The 14,817-nt window shown below is 62.6% G+C and carries 14 protein-coding genes and 1 other RNA gene; 6 read left to right on the top strand and 9 right to left on the bottom strand.

Annotation, left to right across the window (positions count from 1 at the left end; genetic code table 11):
* Positions 1 to 204: 204 nt before the first annotated feature.
* From ACVILI_RS08430 to ffs, 7 genes are all read right to left on the bottom strand, one after another.
* Positions 205 to 1,497, bottom strand: a complete 1,293-nt coding sequence (locus ACVILI_RS08430) for a lytic murein transglycosylase (RefSeq protein WP_038651994.1) — start codon at positions 1,495 to 1,497, stop codon at positions 205 to 207.
* A 26-nt stretch (positions 1,498 to 1,523) separates the two neighbouring features.
* Positions 1,524 to 2,129, bottom strand: a complete 606-nt coding sequence (gene recR, locus ACVILI_RS08425) for a recombination mediator RecR (protein ID WP_019863042.1) — start codon at positions 2,127 to 2,129, stop codon at positions 1,524 to 1,526.
* 217 nt (positions 2,130 to 2,346) lie between these two features.
* Positions 2,347 to 3,339: a cell wall hydrolase gene (locus tag ACVILI_RS08420; protein WP_019863041.1), complete on the bottom strand. Its 993-nt coding sequence runs from the start codon at positions 3,337 to 3,339 to the stop codon at positions 2,347 to 2,349.
* A gap of 229 nt (positions 3,340 to 3,568) precedes the next feature.
* Positions 3,569 to 3,976, bottom strand: a complete 408-nt coding sequence (locus ACVILI_RS08415) for a hypothetical protein (protein ID WP_027047715.1) — start codon at positions 3,974 to 3,976, stop codon at positions 3,569 to 3,571.
* 76 nt (positions 3,977 to 4,052) lie between these two features.
* Positions 4,053 to 4,376, bottom strand: a complete 324-nt coding sequence (locus ACVILI_RS08410; RefSeq protein ID WP_019863040.1) for a YbaB/EbfC family nucleoid-associated protein — start codon at positions 4,374 to 4,376, stop codon at positions 4,053 to 4,055.
* 23 nt (positions 4,377 to 4,399) lie between these two features.
* Positions 4,400 to 6,217 (bottom strand): DNA polymerase III subunit gamma/tau, encoded by a 1,818-nt coding sequence (locus ACVILI_RS08405; protein ID WP_038651993.1) that lies wholly within the window; start codon positions 6,215 to 6,217, stop codon positions 4,400 to 4,402.
* Between the two features lie 103 nt (positions 6,218 to 6,320).
* Positions 6,321 to 6,417: signal recognition particle sRNA small type (ffs, locus tag ACVILI_RS08400), an RNA gene on the bottom strand.
* Between the two features lie 144 nt (positions 6,418 to 6,561).
* Here ffs and ACVILI_RS08395 point away from each other — a divergent pair.
* The 3 genes from ACVILI_RS08395 to ACVILI_RS08385 all read left to right on the top strand — a co-directional run bounded on the left by ACVILI_RS08395 (position 6,562) and on the right by ACVILI_RS08385 (position 8,326).
* Positions 6,562 to 6,981 carry an HIT domain-containing protein gene (locus ACVILI_RS08395; protein WP_019863038.1) on the top strand — a complete coding sequence of 140 codons (420 nt, stop codon included), beginning with the start codon at positions 6,562 to 6,564 and terminating at the stop codon, positions 6,979 to 6,981.
* A gap of 70 nt (positions 6,982 to 7,051) precedes the next feature.
* Positions 7,052 to 7,999 (top strand): NAD(+) diphosphatase, encoded by a 948-nt coding sequence (nudC, locus tag ACVILI_RS08390; RefSeq protein WP_019863037.1) that lies wholly within the window; start codon positions 7,052 to 7,054, stop codon positions 7,997 to 7,999.
* Between the two features lie 21 nt (positions 8,000 to 8,020).
* A complete protein-coding gene (locus tag ACVILI_RS08385; RefSeq protein ID WP_019863036.1) occupies positions 8,021 to 8,326 on the top strand; it encodes a Dabb family protein in 306 nt (101 codons plus the stop codon).
* A 96-nt stretch (positions 8,327 to 8,422) separates the two neighbouring features.
* On the opposite strand, the gene ACVILI_RS08380 is transcribed toward ACVILI_RS08385, so the two are convergent.
* Entirely contained in the window at positions 8,423 to 9,265 is an 843-nt protein-coding gene (locus ACVILI_RS08380) for a prephenate dehydratase (protein ID WP_457102390.1), read from the bottom strand.
* Between the two features lie 37 nt (positions 9,266 to 9,302).
* Positions 9,303 to 10,031 (bottom strand): 3-deoxy-manno-octulosonate cytidylyltransferase, encoded by a 729-nt coding sequence (locus ACVILI_RS08375; protein WP_038651988.1) that lies wholly within the window; start codon positions 10,029 to 10,031, stop codon positions 9,303 to 9,305.
* Between the two features lie 193 nt (positions 10,032 to 10,224).
* On the opposite strand from ACVILI_RS08375, the gene ACVILI_RS08370 reads away from it, so the two are divergent.
* From ACVILI_RS08370 to ACVILI_RS08360, 3 genes are all read left to right on the top strand, one after another.
* On the top strand, positions 10,225 to 10,899 hold the full coding sequence (locus ACVILI_RS08370) for a c-type cytochrome (RefSeq protein ID WP_019863032.1): 675 nt from the start codon (positions 10,225 to 10,227) through the stop codon (positions 10,897 to 10,899).
* Positions 10,900 to 11,069: 170 nt separating this feature from the next.
* A complete protein-coding gene (locus ACVILI_RS08365; RefSeq protein WP_038651986.1) occupies positions 11,070 to 12,947 on the top strand; it encodes an extracellular solute-binding protein in 1,878 nt (625 codons plus the stop codon).
* Positions 12,947 to 14,815 (top strand): extracellular solute-binding protein, encoded by a 1,869-nt coding sequence (locus tag ACVILI_RS08360; RefSeq protein WP_038651984.1) that lies wholly within the window; start codon positions 12,947 to 12,949, stop codon positions 14,813 to 14,815. The genes ACVILI_RS08365 and ACVILI_RS08360 overlap by 1 nt, the downstream gene beginning before the upstream one ends.
* Positions 14,816 to 14,817 lie beyond the last annotated feature (2 nt).

The raw sequence follows: 14,817 nt of genomic DNA, 5'->3' as shown, positions 1-14,817 counted from the left end.
GAATTCTTGTCGGGGCCAAAGGACGGCCTCTAACCCCTTACCGTCGTGGTTTTTGTCCAATTGGTCAACAGCATATCCGGCCACTTTGTGACGGGCAACGAGCATTTGCAGAACGGCCTATTGAAGCCGAACGGCGGATGGCGCGTCGACGCATACGCCGACCGATCGAGGCAGCCGAACGAGAAAGATCTGCCAATTTTTGAGTTATTTCAGCGCGGTGACTAGGCCCGCATCGGGAAAGCAGGTCGCGGCCTGGCCATTCTTGGCCTGCCACTTGCCGATCGAACGGCGGGTCTTGAAGCCCGGCAGGCCGTCGGCGCTGCCGACATCATAGCCCTTGGCCTCCAGCGCCCGCTGCAGGGCGGCGATGTCGGAGCGATGGAGATCGCCGACCGGACCCCAGCTGCCGGAAAAATTCTGGTCGCCATGCGCAATGCGGTCGGCGCCGTGGCCGATGAACAGCGCATAGAGGTCGCTGGTGTTGTATTCCTTCAGCACATAGAAATTGGGAGTGGCGATGAAAGCCGGCCCGCTGCGGCCGGCCGGCATCAGCAGGAAGCCCTGCGCCTTCAGCTCGCTCGCCGGAAACGGCTTGCCGCCGACGCGCTTGATGCCCATACCAGCCCACTCAGAGATCTTCTTGCCCTGATCGGGACCTTCCAGCGAGCAGGAGACGCTCTCCGGTACGGTCACCTCGAAACCCCAGCCGCGTCCTCTCACCCAGCCATAATGGACGAGATAATTGGCGATCGAGGCGAGCACGTCGGGCGTCGAATTCCAGATGTCGACACGTCCATCGCCGTCGAAATCCACGGCATGCTTGAGAAAGGAGGTCGGCATGAATTGCGGCTGGCCGAGCGCACCGGCCCAGGACGATTTCATCGCGCCGACCGGGGCGAGGCCACGTTGGACGATTTCCAGCGCGGCCAAAAGCTCGGTGCGGAAGAAATCCTGCTTCGTCGACATGAATGCCTTGGTGCCGAGAACCTCGAAGGCGTCGTAAGGCATCTTTGCCGCGCCGAAGCCGGTCTCACGGCCCCAGATCGCCAGGAGGATCTCGCCGGGCACGCCATAGCGCTTTTCAATCGCGGCAAGCGTCCTGGCGTTGGCGGCTTCGCGCGCGCGGCCGCCTGACGTCACCGCACGAACCGTCTTCTCGGCGAAATAGGCGCCGGGCGAGCCGAACTCGGCCTGATGCTGCTTCTGCGGCGTCTTCGGCTTCTCGCCGGGCATGACAAGGTCGGGCAGCTTCAGATTGGGCTTTATGCCATCGAAGGCGGCATCGAATGTCTGCTTGGAAATGCCTTTGGCCTTGGCCTCGGGCCAGAGGTCGTTCTGCAGCCAGGCGCGGAATTGGTCGTCGATCTTGGCGGCCGAGGCGGGGGCAGAAAAGACGAGGAAGGCAAGCGCAGCCAGGAAAAATGCCAGACAGAGCTGGCGAAGTCCGCGTTCGGTATCGGTGCTTGGCACCAGCCTCGAAGGGCGCGCAACAATCATGATCCGCACCCTTCCCGCTAATTGCGTCAAAACGCCGTCCGTGAGCGCAGCGCGGCGGCGAGCGTGCCCTCGTCGAGATAGTCGAGTTCACCGCCGACCGGTACGCCATGCGCCAGCCTCGTCACCTTGATGTCGAAGCCGGACAGTTGGTCGGTGAGGTAGTGCGCGGTGGTCTGGCCCTCGACCGTTGCGTTTACGGCGAGGATGATCTCCTTGACCTCGCCGCCGGCGACGCGGTCGATCAACGAGCGGATGTTGAGCTGGTCGGGGCCGATGCCGTCGAGCGGCGACAGCGTGCCGCCGAGCACATGGTAGCGCACGTTCATGGCGGCTGCCCGCTCCAACGCCCAGAGATCCGAGACGTCCTCGACGACGATGAGGGTGGCGGCGTCGCGGCGCGGATCAGTGCAGATCATGCAAGGGTCCGATGTGTCGACATTGCCGCAAGTTGAACAGATGCGCACCTTGTCGGCCGCCTCGCCCATGGCGGCGGCGAGCGGCGACAGCAGCTGTTCCTTCTTCTTGATCAGATGCAGGGCAGCGCGCCTGGCCGAACGGGGCCCGAGCCCCGGCACCTTGGCCAGGAGCTGGATCAGGCGTTCGATCTCGGGACCGGCGATTCGCTTGGACATTGCTCTGATCTAGAGCAATTTCAGGAAAAGTGCGAAGCGGTTTTCCCGGGAAAAGCGCAAAGCGCTTTCCCATGGGAATTGCGTCAAAACGAAAAGTTGGAGCGGCTCACTGTTTCAGCGAAACAGTGAGCCGCTCCAATATTTTTCAGAGCGCTTTGGAACATCCCGCGTTCGCGCATGGTCGCCATGCTGCCACGCGAAGCCGTGGCGGTGCGTATCAGTTGACCTCGAGCGGTCGAGACTGGCTGGCGATCATCGCACCGATGGCGTCGGTGTTCTCAGGAGTCGACTGGAATCCCATCGCCGCCTCTTGCGGCGCACCCTGAACCGAGGAAATGACGCGGGTGTTCAAGGTTCCGCCGAAACGGGCGGCATCCGGTTCTTCCATCGGCTCCTGCATCGCGACCATTGTCGGCTTCACGGCCACGCGCGCCGACTTCGCCGCGGGCGCCGCAGCCGCGGTCACAAAGGTCTCTTGAGCCGGGGCGGTCTTGGTCTTGAGCTGACGAGCCGGTTCTGCGGCGGCGGTCATGATGACCTGCTGCGCCGGAGCGGTCCGGGACGTTTTGGCGGGGCGCGCCGGCTCGGCCGAGGCAACCATCGTCACCGGCGCGGCCGGTTTCACGATCTCGGACCCGGCCGAGGCAACCGCCACCATTGGTTCATCCGGCAGCGGCTGCCAGTTGCGGCCGCGCTTCTCGTAGAAGGCATTGCCGCCGGCAACCATGGTGTAGTGCATGTTCTTGTAGGGGAAGCGCAGACCCGCCGTGTGGAAATACATCGTGTTCTTCAGCTTGGCCTTGCGCTCGCCCTTGAGCACTGCATCGGCCGCTTCCTCGACATCGGGCATGGCGCGCGAATTCATCGGCCTGGTCATGACGCCCGGCGCGAATTGCCCCGGCTCGCCGACCACCTGGCAGATGGTGCTGCCGTGGTTGCCGGAGCGCAGCCGGTTCATGACCACGGTGCCGACAGCGATCATGCCATCGCGGCTCGAGCGGTTGGATTCGAAGAACATCGCCCTTTCCAGGCACTCCCTGTCCTTCGGCGAGTGGCTGGAGGCGCGCGACGTCAGGAAGCTCGGCGTGATGGCATCAGTCAGGCCTGCAACAGACATGCCGTGCGAAGTGGTCTGGCTGCAGGCAGCCAAAAACAGGGGAGACGTGATGACGCCGAGCAACAGCGGCGTCTTCCATCGCGTAACGATCAACAGGTTACCCTCTCACTTCGATGCCCGCCCCCAGGCTGCGGCAAGAATGAGACATTTTCGGGCAAAATGATGGCCAAAACGTTATTAACAACGTACTGTTGCCGAAAAGGCACAATTTTGAGCCTTTCCAGATAGATCGAGCCGTCATTTCACGAAAGCGATGACCGCTCTCTCTTGGTTTCGCCGCAATTGCCGAGGGCAAACTGCGTCCCGTTTGTCCGGGGAATCGCTACCGCCCGGCCGCAATCGCAGCCGGCTGACCAGGCTCGAGCTCCTCGAATTTCTCTGAAAACAGGCCGCGCCTGAGAAACAGCGCCCGGGCGTCCCTGGCCGCCGGCGCGATCTTTCCCGGCCAGTCGCTGTCGATGAATTCGGCTTTGGTGAAATCGGGATTTGTTTCGGAGGCCGCCTCCAGGAATTCGGCGATCTCCAGCACGACAGCGCGCTCGTCCTTCGAAAGCGCCGACGTGCCGGCCTCGATCGACGGCCGGTGCACGAAATCCTCGAACAGGTAGAAGTAGCCCTTGATGCCGACAATATCGACGCCGGCATCGCAATCGGCCAGAATTTCCAGAATCTCGTAGATCCTGTTGCGGATACGTTGCTCGATCAGTCTTTCGGACGGCTCTTCGGTCATGGGCGCATCGCCGCTGAGTTAAACTTTCATGCATGCCGTTGCCCCAAAACCGCTGCACGGTCTTGGGCGAGACGCATCAGAACGGAAGTTTCATTCCCGGCGGGATCGGCAGGCCAGCAGTCAGCGCCTTGGTCTTTTCCTGCATGATCTGCTCGACCTTGGCCTTGGCGTCGTTGTGGGCGGCCAGAATCAGATCCTCGAGGATCTCGACCTCGTCCTCCTTGAACAGGGACGGGTCGATCTTCAGCGACTTCATCTCGAACTTACCACTCAAGGTGACGCTGACCAGGCCACCGCCGGCCTGGCCGACGGATTCGACCGTAGCGATCTCATCCTGCATGGCCTGGAACTTGGCCTGCATTTCCTTCGCCTTACCCATCAGGCCGAGAAGATCTTTCATGGTCCGATCCTTGTCTTGGTTTATCAGGTCTCGTCATCATCCGCCGGCGGCTCGACCGGCACTTCGGCTTCGGTCGCGTCTGCCTCCGGCGCATCGGGAATGCGCACGTCGATGATCTTGGCGCCGGGAAAGCGCGCCAGGATTGCGGCGACAGTCGGATCGCTCTTGGCATCGAGGAAGGCATTTTCGCGCTTGGTCGATTCCATTTCGGCTAGTGTCTGGCCGCCCTCTTCCTTCGACAGCGACACCAGCCAGTTGCGGCCGGTCCAGGCGCGCAGTTTCGTCGTCAGGTCGTTGAGCAGCAGCTTGGGCGCATCGTCGGTCAGGCTGACGTCGATGCGGCCAGGCTCGAAGCGGACGGGACGGATGCAACGCTTGACCAGCACCTTGAAGGCTATGTCCCGCTGCGCGTCGGCAAGCGCAACGATGTCGGCCAGCGACCTGACCGGCACCTGCTGTGGCTCGGAAACCGGCGCGGGCGGTGCGACGAAGGCGGCCGGCGCCGGCGAGGCCTCGACCAGCCGCATGGTCTGCGCGCCACCGGAACCGGATGGCATGCGCGCCTGCGCCACCGCGCTGGCCGCGCCGCCATTGCCAGGACCGGCAGGGGCGCCATTCGGGCGCGGTGCGCCATTCTGAGCTGTTGCTGCCCCGTCCAGTGATCGCAACGCCTCGTCCAGAGTCGGCAGGTCGGCGGCGTGCGCCAGCCGGATCAGCACCATTTCGGCGGCACTGACCGGCCGGTTGGAGGACTGCACCTCGGGAATGCCCTTGAGCAACATCTGCCAGGTCCGCGACAGCACGCGGACCGACAGCGCCCTGGCGAAATCGGCGCCGCGCTGGCGCTCGTCCTGCGACAGCGATGCATCGTCCATGGCGGTCGGCACGAAACGCAACCGGGTGACGAGATGGTTGAATTCGGCAAGATCGGTCAGCACGGCAGCCGGATCGGCGCCGGTGTCGTATTGCGTGCGGAATTCGGCGAGTGCCGCCGCCACGTCGCCCTTCATCACATGTTCGAACAAGTCGACGATGCGGGCGCGGTCGGCCAGGCCCAGCATGGCCCGCACCGCTTCGGCGCTGACGGCGCCGGCGCCGTGCGCGATCGCCTGGTCGAGGATGGAGAGCGAATCGCGAGCCGAGCCTTCGGCCGCGCGCGCGATCATCGCCAGCGCGTCGTCGTCGACCGAAATGCCTTCCTTGTCGGCGATCGAGGAGAGATGCGCGACCAGCGCGCCGGCGTCGATGCGCCTGAGGTCAAAGCGCTGGCAGCGCGACAGGACGGTGATCGGAACCTTGCGGATTTCGGTGGTGGCGAAAATGAATTTGACGTGCGGCGGCGGCTCTTCCAGCGTTTTCAGCAGGCCGTTGAAGGCCTGCGTCGACAGCATGTGCACTTCGTCGATGATGTAGACCTTGTAGCGGGCCGCGACCGGCGCATAGCGCACGCGCTCGATGATGTCCCTGATGTCGTCGATGCCGGTGTGCGAGGCGGCGTCCATCTCGATGACGTCGACATGGCGGCCTTCCATGATCGCCTGGCAATGCTCGCCGAGCACGGCGAGGTCGACGGAAGGCTGGTCGACGGTCGCGGTCTTGTAGTTCAGCGCCCGTGCCAGGATACGCGCCGTGGTGGTCTTGCCGACACCGCGCACGCCGGTCAGCATCCAGGCCTGGGCTATGCGGCCCGTGGCAAAGGCGTTGGTGAGGGTGCGAACCATCGGCTCTTGGCCGACCAGCTCGGAAAAATTCGAAGGACGGTATTTGCGCGCCAGCACGCGGTAGGCGGCGGCCTTTCCATTCTCCGGGCTTTTTGGCCCCGAATTTCCGGCTTCGCTCATTCGCCCGTTAAGCTCCAAAAGGCCGCGCCCCAAGGCGCCGTTCCTGCGCATAGTCTCGCCCGCGCTGCAATGCGTCGTCAATGTCGCGAGGAGGGCCGATGAGGTGGGAGGCTGGAACAATGACCCGTTCCGGGCTCGTTAGGGCTGCTTCCTTCCGGACCTGACCCGGTTGGCGAGTGGATCGTCCACCACCAACCTCCCGCTGTCCATATCGGCAATTGCGCGACGAAATGCAAGTGCGCAGGCAAATCGGCGCGATCACACAAGAGATTTGCTTGCAGCCCCGATGCAGCCGCTCTAGCGTTCATGGTTTGAAGAAACCAAGAAAAGCAAGGGAAACGCCGATGTTGCCGGGCCTGAAGGCCGGATTCACGCTGGATGCCCGGCTGGAGGCGGACAGCGAGCAGTTGATGTGGCTTGGGCTGTGCGAATTGCGGGTGATGAACGATCGCCGCTGGCCATGGCTGGTCTTGGTGCCGCAGCGGCCGGGCGCGGAAGAAATCCACGACATGACGCCGCTCGACCAGGCGATGCTGACCTTCGAGACCAATATGGTGGCGCAGGCGCTGAAGAAAGTCAGCGGCTGCACCAAGATCAACACCGGCGCGCTCGGCAATATAGTGCGCCAACTGCATATCCATATCGTCGCTCGGTCAGAAGGCGATCCCGGCTGGCCCGGCCCGGTGTGGGGGTATGGCCTGCGCGAGCCCTATCAGCGTTCCGACCTGCGCCGGTTTGCCGAAACCATAAGGGCGGCGCTATAAGCCTTCCCCAGTGTTTATTCCAAGACACGTTCATTCCCAGACATGTCCATCCCAAAGCATCAGAGACCGCATGAGCTTCCGCCTGTTTGACGCGCCTTTGCGCGAGCCGAGCCAGTTCGTCGGCTTTGCCGGCAATACGATCGACCGGCAATCCGAGAATCGAGCCGACGATTCGGTCGACAAGGCGCTGGCGGATCCAACGACGCGGCTTTTGCTGATGAATGGCGGCCGGCTCCACCTGAAGCTTGGTAATAGCGGCAGTCTCGATCCCTGGTTCGACGCCGCAGGGAGCGAACCCTTCAAGCCGTCCTTCGCCGGGGCTGTGCTGCTCGGCTTTTCCGAACAGGGGCCGGTGCTGGCGATGCCTGTCGCAATCGAGGCCGAACAGCTGCCCGAGACCGTCAAGGCGATCGACTATCGGTCGGTCTACATGCAAGGGCTGATCGACGAAGCGGCGGCGGGGGCGATGGCGCAAGGGGCGGCCCTGCTCGCCTGGCATGCCAGCCATCGTTTCTGCAGCAAATGTGGCACGCAATCGCAAATGCGGGCCGGCGGCTACAAACGCCATTGCCCGAATTGCGGCACCGAGCATTTTCCGCGCACCGACCCGGTGGCGATCATGCTGACGGCGACGCGGGAAAAATGCCTGCTCGGGCGCGGCCGGCATTTCGCGCCGGGCATGTATTCGGCGCTTGCCGGCTTCATCGAACCGGGCGAGACGATCGAGGCTGCGGTGCGCCGCGAAACGCTGGAGGAAGCCGGCATCCGGCTCGGCCGCGTCGTCTACCATGCCAGCCAGCCCTGGCCGTTTCCCTATTCGCTGATGATCGGCTGCTTCGGCGAGCCGCTCAACGAGGACATCCAGGCCGACCTCAACGAGTTGGAAGACTGCCGCTGGTTCGGCCGCGACGAGGTGCGTCTGATGCTGGCCCGGGAGCATGCCGACAATCTGGTCACGCCGCCGAAAGGGGCGATCGCGCATCACCTCATCCGCGCCTGGGTCGACAGCGAATACTGAACGTCATTGCAGGAGAGACAAATGATCCGTCACACCGTCGTCTTCACGTTGAAGCACCCACCGCACTCGCTCGAGGAAAAGCGGTTCCTCGTCGACGCCAAGAAAATCCTGACGGCGATCCGGGGCGTCACGCATTTCGAGCAATTGCGGCAGATCAGCCCCAAGAACGACTATCGATTCGGCTTCTCGATGGAGTTCGCCGACCAGGCAGCCTACACCAGATACAACGACCATCCCGACCATGTCGCCTTCGTGCGCGACCGCTGGGTGCCTGAGGTCGAGAAATTTCTCGAGATCGACTATGTGCCGCTGGGCGCTGTGATTTAGATGATCTTGTAAAGTGGGAACCGGTTTTCTCGGACAAACGGTTTCCGTTTGTCCAGCGATCACGCTCAAGGCAATCAGTCAGCCACTTTCCACTGTTCACGCGACTTGCTGGCCCGGGTAGACGCCCAGGATCCGCACTTCGCGGGAGAAGAAGCGAAGCTCGTCCAGCGCCAGCTTGACCAGCGGATCGTCGGGATGGCCCTCGATGTCGGCGTAGAACAGCGTCGCGGTGAAGGCGCCGAGCTGGTAGCTCTCCAGCTTGGTCATGTTGATGCCGTTGGTGGCGAAACCGCCCATGGCCTTATAGAGGGCCGCCGGCACGTTGCGGACGCGGAAGATGAAAGTCGTCATCATCTTGGTGTCGGCTGACGGCCGCTCGGCCCATTGCTTGCTCTTGGTCAGGACGACAAAACGGGTGACGTTGGAGTCCGTGTCCTCGACATTTTTCTCGATGATATCGAGCCCGTAGAGCGTCGCGGCCAGCGCCGGCGACAGCGCGGCCATGGTGCGGTCCTTGACCTCGGAGATCATCTTGGCGGCACCGGCCGTATCGCCGGCGACGACCGCCTTCCAGCCGTTCTTGCGGATGTATTTGCGGCACTGGCCAAGCGCGTGGATGTGGCTGTGCACGGTCTTGATCTCGTCGCGTTTGACGCCGGGCAGCACCATCAGCTGGAAATGGATCGGCAGGAAATATTCGCCGACGATGTGCATCCGCGATTCCGGCAGCAGATGGTGGATGTCGGCGACGCGTCCGGCGATGGTGTTCTCGATCGGGATCATGGCGAGGTCGGCCTTGCCGGTCTCGACCGCGTTGAACGCATCCTCGAAGGTCGGGCACGGCAACGGCTCCATCGAGGGATAGACGTTGCGGCAGGCGGTGTCGGAATTGGCGCCCGGCTCGCCCTGGAAGGATATTCTGTTGGTCTTTTCAGGCATGGGCCAGGTCTCGATTCACGGGTGTCGAAGGGATTTCTCAGTTTGAAAGGATGGTTCGGGCGCGCTCAAGGTCTTGCGGCGTGTCGACGCCGAGCGGCAGCGACCGGACGATCTCGGCATCGATGCGCATGCCGGCTTCCAGCGCCCGCAACTGCTCCAGCCGCTCGCGGCGCTCCAGCGGCGACGGTTTCAGCGCGACGAAGCGTTCTAGCGCGGCACGCCGATAGGCGTAGAGGCCGACATGGTGATAGAGCGGCCCCTCGCCCCAAGGTGCTGTGGCGCGGGTGAAATAGAGCGCCCTCAGCCGTGTGCCGGAGAGCGGCGAACCGACGATCTTGACGACGTTCGGGTTGGTCTTTTCCTCGTCGCGGACAATCTCGACGCCAAGCGTGGCAATATCCACCGCCGCGTTCTCGAACGGCCTGAGCGAGGCGGCGATGATGCCGGGATCGATGGTCGGCAGGTCGCCCTGCACATTGACGATCGTTTCGACCTTGCGTCCGGGATCGAGCGCGGCCAGCGCCTCGTGGATGCGGTCGGAGCCGGATTCATGGTCGATGCGCGTCATCACCGCCTCGAAACCATGCGCGCGCACCGCTTCGGCGACGCTTTGCGTGTCGGTCGCCACCACCACCCGGCCGAGGCCGGCTTCGGCCGCGCGGCGGGCGACATGGACGATCATGGGCGCGCCGGATATGTCGGCCAGCGGCTTGCCCGGCAGGCGGGTGGAGGCCATGCGGGCCGGTATCAGGATCAAGGTGGACATCGCTGTGGCAAGGCGTTCGAAAAGAGGACGGGAAAAGTGGCAAAAGGTCTCACTGGCAGCGCCCTTATAGGTGTTGCAACGCCGGAGCAAAAGACCTAGTTTCCGCCCGATTTGACCGGCTCTGGAGGGCAGGTCTCGATACCGACGGACGGAGTGGACGGTTCGGTCCGCCGGAAAAGGGAGCAAGGGGCGTATGGATTCCAACGAAGTCAACAAACTGCTCGCCGGATTGCTCGGAACCGTTTTCGTCGTTTTCTCGGTCGGCCTGGTATCTGACGCGCTGTTTGCCTCGCCGGCTCCTGAAAAGCCCGGTTTCGCCATCGAGGCAGCCGAGCCCGCCGAAGGCGGCGCAGCAGCGCCGGCCGCCGCAGCCAAGCCGATCGCTGATCTGCTGCAGACTGCCAATGTCGAGGCGGGTGCTGCCGTCTTCAAGAAATGCCAAGCTTGCCATTCCGGTGAAAAGGGCGGACCCAACAAGGTCGGCCCCGATCTGTGGGACCTCGTCGACCGTCCTGTCGCCGAACATGAAGGCTTCGCCTATTCGGCCGGCATGAAGGAATTTTCCAAGGGCGGCACCGAGAAGTGGACCTACGACAACATCAACCACTTCATCACCTCGCCGAAGAAATTCGTGAAGGGCACGGCCATGGGCTTCGCCGGCCTGCCCAAGGACGAGGACCGCGCCAACGTCATCGCCTATCTGCGCACGCTGTCGGACAATCCCAAGCCGCTGCCGGCACCGGGTGCCGCCGCCGACGCCAGCGCGCCCGCCAAGCCGGCCGATGGCGCCGCTCCGGCGAAGCCGGCTGATGGCGCTGCACCGGCCAAACCTGCCGCTCCCGCGGCTCCGGCAGCACCGGCCAAATAACCGAATTGTCATCAAAGCGTTCATAGAAAAGCCGGGTTCTGCCCGGCTTTTTGTTAGGAAAAACGCATATGCGGCGACAAAGCCGCGCATGGCGGTTTTCACGAGCGCCAAATCATCTAGATTGCCCTTTCTGGATGGTCCGGAGAAACGCATCGCGAAGAGGATAGTGCATGACGGTTGGCCGAACGCTTCTCAGGTCGTTGCTGGCAGCGGCCCTTCTGGCGGCGGGACTGCAGGCGACCCTGGCCGACGAGTGGCGGACCACCTCATCGCTGATCGGCGATTCCAAGTACGGCGACAATTTTCAGCACTACGACTACGTGAACCCGAACGCGCCCAAGGGCGGCACGTTGAATTCGGTGCTGCTCGGCACTTATGACAGCTTCAACCCCTACATTGTTCAGGGATCGCCGGCGGCGGGGCTCGTCGGCTTCGGCGGCGGCCTGCTCTACGACACGCTGATGGAGCAAGCGACCGACGAGGGCAGCACCAGCCACCCGCTGATCGCCGACGCTTACAAATATCCGGCTGACTATTCCTCGGCGACCTACCGGCTCGACCCGCGCGCGAAATGGCATGACGGCCAGCCGATCACCGTCGACGACGTGATCTGGTCGTTCCAGGTGTTGAAAGCGAACAGCCCACAATACAGCCGCTATTTCGAGAACGTCACCGACGCGGTGGCGATCTCCGACCGCGAGGTCGAGTTCCATTTCAACCAGAAGGGTAACCGAGAACTGCCGAAGATCATCGGCGACCTCGCCGTGCTGCCGAAGCACTGGTGGGAAGGCACCGACGCCAATGGCAAGAAGCGCGACGTCACCAAGCCAACGCTGGAAATTCCGCTCGGATCGGCGGCCTACAAGATCGCCAGCTTCAAGCCGGGCTCGGAAATCGTCTGGCAGCGCGTGCCGGACTATTGGGCCGCCAAGCTGCCGGTGAAGATCGGCCGCGAGAATTTCGACACGCGCCGATATACCTACATCCTCGACGACAATGCCGCCTGGCTGGCTTTCACCAAGGGCGGATTGGAAGACATCAATCGCGAATACAGCTCCCGCAAATGGGCGACCGCCTATAATTTCCCAGCCATCCAGGCCGGTGACGTCATCAAGAAGGACTTCCAAACCCAGTCGCCGCAGCCGATGCAGGGCTTTGTCCTCAACCAGCGAAGGCCGCTGTTCCAGGACCGGCTTATCCGCGAGGCACTGACCATCCCGTTCGATTTCGAGAGCATGAATCGCACACTGTTCTTCGGCTTCAACACCCGCATGTCGAGCTATTTCCAGGGTACCGAATTGGCGTCGAGCGGGCTGCCACAAGGCAAGGAATTGGAGATCCTCGAGAAATATCGCGACAAGCTGCCACCCGAACTCTTCACGCAGCAATTCAAGCTGCCGGTCTACGATTCGCCGCAGGCAGAACGGAAGTACCTGAAACAGGCGGTCGATCTCTTCGCCAAGGCAGGCTGGGTGATCAAGGGCGGCAAGATGGTCAACGCCAAGACAGGCGCTCCGTTCAAGTTCGAGATCCTCGGCTGGAACGACACCGACCAGGTGATCGCCAGTCCCTATATCGCCAACCTGCGCAAGATCGGCGTAGACGCTTCCCTGCGCATCATCGATCAGACGCAGTACATCAACCGGGTCAACCATTTCGATTTCGACGTCGTCACGGGTCTGTTCGGCCAATCGGATTCACCAGGAAATGAACAGCGGGACTTCTGGAGCTCGAAGGCCGCCGACACGCCAGGCTCGCGCAATCTGATGGGAATCAAGGATCCGACCGTCGACGCCCTGGTCGACCGCATCATCTTCGCCACGGACCGCGAGGATCTTGTCGCCGCCACACATGCGCTCGACAGGGTGCTGCTGTGGAACTTCTACGTCGTGCCGCAATATTATCGATCGGCGGTCTGGCTGGCCTATTGGAACAAGTTCAAATTCCCCGACAAGCAGCCTGCCTATGTCGGTGCCGATATCGACTCCTGGTGGATCGACCTCGACAAGGAGAAGGCGCTGGCCGCCAAATACAAGGGCGGCAATTGATGACGATGCTGCCGCGCCGCGATTTCCTGGCATTGAGCGGGGCCGCCGCTGCCGCGGCCCTGTTGCCGGGCAGAGCCTTCGCCGATATCGCGACCGGCGTGAAATTGCATGGGCTCTCCGCCTTCGGCGACCTCAAATACAGACCGGATTTTGCGCATTTCGACTATGTCAATCCGGACGCGCCGGCTGGGGGGATCTTCAATTTCTCGCCGCCGAACTGGGGCTACAACCAGGATACTCAGACCTTCAACACGCTGAACTCCTTCACCGACAAGGGCGATGCGCCGCCGCGCATGGAGATGTGTTTCGACGGGCTGATGGTGCGCGCGCTCGACGAGCCCGACGCCGTGTACGGCCAGATCGCCGACGGCGTAACGCTGTCGGACGACCGGAACTCCTTCACCTTCTCGCTTCGTCCCGAAGCGCGCTTCCATGACGGGTCACCGCTGACGGCACAGGATGCCGCCTTCACCTTCTCGCTCTACAAGGACAAGGGCCACCCAGACCTGTCGCTGTCGCTGACACACATGGTCGAGGCAGTTGCCGTCGACGACCACACATTGCGGCTTACCTTCTCCGGCAAGCAATCGGCTCGCACCGTGCTCAACGTCGTGGAATTCCCCATCCTGTCGAAGGCTTTCTACACGGCCAATCCGTTCGACTCCTCGCAGTTGAACCCGCCGCTCGGCTCCGGCGCTTACAAGGTCGGCCGCTTCTCGGCCGGCGCCTGGATCGAATACGATCGGGTCGCGGATTATTGGGGCCGCCAACTCCCGGTCAATCGGGGACAAAACAATTTCGATCGTATCCGCATCGAATTCTACCAGAACCGCACCGCCGCCTTCGAGGCATTCAAGAAGGGCGAGATCACCTACCGCGAGGAATTCACCTCACGCGTCTGGGCGACCGCCTACGACTTTCCGGCACTGACCGCAGGCAAGGTGGTCAAGCACGAATTCCCGGCCGAGAAGCGACCGACGATGCAGGGAACGGCGGTCAATCAGCGGCGCGAACAGTTTCGCGATGCGCGGGTGCGCCAGGCAATTGCGCTTTGCTTCGATTTCGAGTGGACACGACGGAACTTCTTCTATGGCTCTTACGAGCGCTCGCAGTCCTGCTTCGAGAAATCGGATTTTCGCGCCGAGGGGGTACCATCCCTGCAAGAGCTGGCGCTGCTGGAGCCGCTGCGCGGCCAGCTCCAGGCAGAAGCGTTCGGCACGGCGGTAAGCCAGCCCGCATCGGACGGCACCGGCCGTGATCGCAAGCTGCTTGGCCAGGCGGCAAAACTTCTGGCCGCGGCGGGTTGGAAACGGTCCGGCGATTTCGTCGTCAACGACAAGGGCGGCCGGCTTTCGGCCGAGTTCATGGTCGACGACGATACCTTCGTTCAGGTCTATTCGCCCTGGGTCGCCAATATGAAGGCGATCGGTATCGACGCCACGATCCGGCTGGTGGACTCGGCCCAATACCAGGCCAGACAGGCCACATTCGATTTCGATCTGCTGTCTGCCGCCTTCTCCTTCAGCGCGACACCGACGCGCGACGATCTCGAAGGTTTCTTCCATTCCAGATCTGCAAATCTCTCCGGCTCGCGCAACCTGCCGGGTGTCGCAAACTCGGCTATCGACACGCTGATCGACGCGGTGGGGGCCGCAAAGGACCGCGAAAGCCTGACCGTGGCAATGCGGGCGCTCGACCGGGTCTTGCGCGCGCGGTGCGATTGGATTCCTAGTTGGTTCCTGGCGAATCACCGAAGCGCCTATTGGGACATGTTCGGCTTTCCCGAGCAAAAACCCGATTTCGGCTTTCCGGTCGAGGCGCTGTGGTGGTTCGATAAGGGCAAGGCGGCAAAAATTGGCAAAGGCTGAGA

The organism is Mesorhizobium sp. USDA 4775 (assembly GCF_054062655.1).
Note: the sequence above shows the minus strand (reverse complement) of the source record. Positions and strands in the feature narration are given on the sequence as shown.

Excerpts from the sequence above, each read along its gene's own strand:
- ACVILI_RS08430 (WP_038651994.1), bottom strand. The coding sequence starts at position 1,497 with ATGATTGTTGCGCGCCCTTCGAGGCTGGTGCCAAGCACCGATACCGAA.
- recR (WP_019863042.1), bottom strand. The coding sequence starts at position 2,129 with ATGTCCAAGCGAATCGCCGGTCCCGAGATCGAACGCCTGATCCAGCTC.
- ACVILI_RS08415 (WP_027047715.1), bottom strand. The coding sequence starts at position 3,976 with ATGACCGAAGAGCCGTCCGAAAGACTGATCGAGCAACGTATCCGCAAC.
- ACVILI_RS08410 (WP_019863040.1), bottom strand. The coding sequence starts at position 4,376 with ATGAAAGATCTTCTCGGCCTGATGGGTAAGGCGAAGGAAATGCAGGCC.
- ACVILI_RS08405 (WP_038651993.1), bottom strand. The coding sequence starts at position 6,217 with ATGAGCGAAGCCGGAAATTCGGGGCCAAAAAGCCCGGAGAATGGAAAG.
- ACVILI_RS08395 (WP_019863038.1), top strand. The coding sequence starts at position 6,562 with ATGTTGCCGGGCCTGAAGGCCGGATTCACGCTGGATGCCCGGCTGGAG.
- nudC (WP_019863037.1), top strand. The coding sequence starts at position 7,052 with ATGAGCTTCCGCCTGTTTGACGCGCCTTTGCGCGAGCCGAGCCAGTTC.
- ACVILI_RS08385 (WP_019863036.1), top strand. The coding sequence starts at position 8,021 with ATGATCCGTCACACCGTCGTCTTCACGTTGAAGCACCCACCGCACTCG.
- ACVILI_RS08380 (WP_457102390.1), bottom strand. The coding sequence starts at position 9,265 with ATGCCTGAAAAGACCAACAGAATATCCTTCCAGGGCGAGCCGGGCGCC.
- ACVILI_RS08375 (WP_038651988.1), bottom strand. The coding sequence starts at position 10,031 with ATGTCCACCTTGATCCTGATACCGGCCCGCATGGCCTCCACCCGCCTG.
- ACVILI_RS08370 (WP_019863032.1), top strand. The coding sequence starts at position 10,225 with ATGGATTCCAACGAAGTCAACAAACTGCTCGCCGGATTGCTCGGAACC.
- ACVILI_RS08365 (WP_038651986.1), top strand. The coding sequence starts at position 11,070 with ATGACGGTTGGCCGAACGCTTCTCAGGTCGTTGCTGGCAGCGGCCCTT.
- ACVILI_RS08360 (WP_038651984.1), top strand. The coding sequence starts at position 12,947 with ATGACGATGCTGCCGCGCCGCGATTTCCTGGCATTGAGCGGGGCCGCC.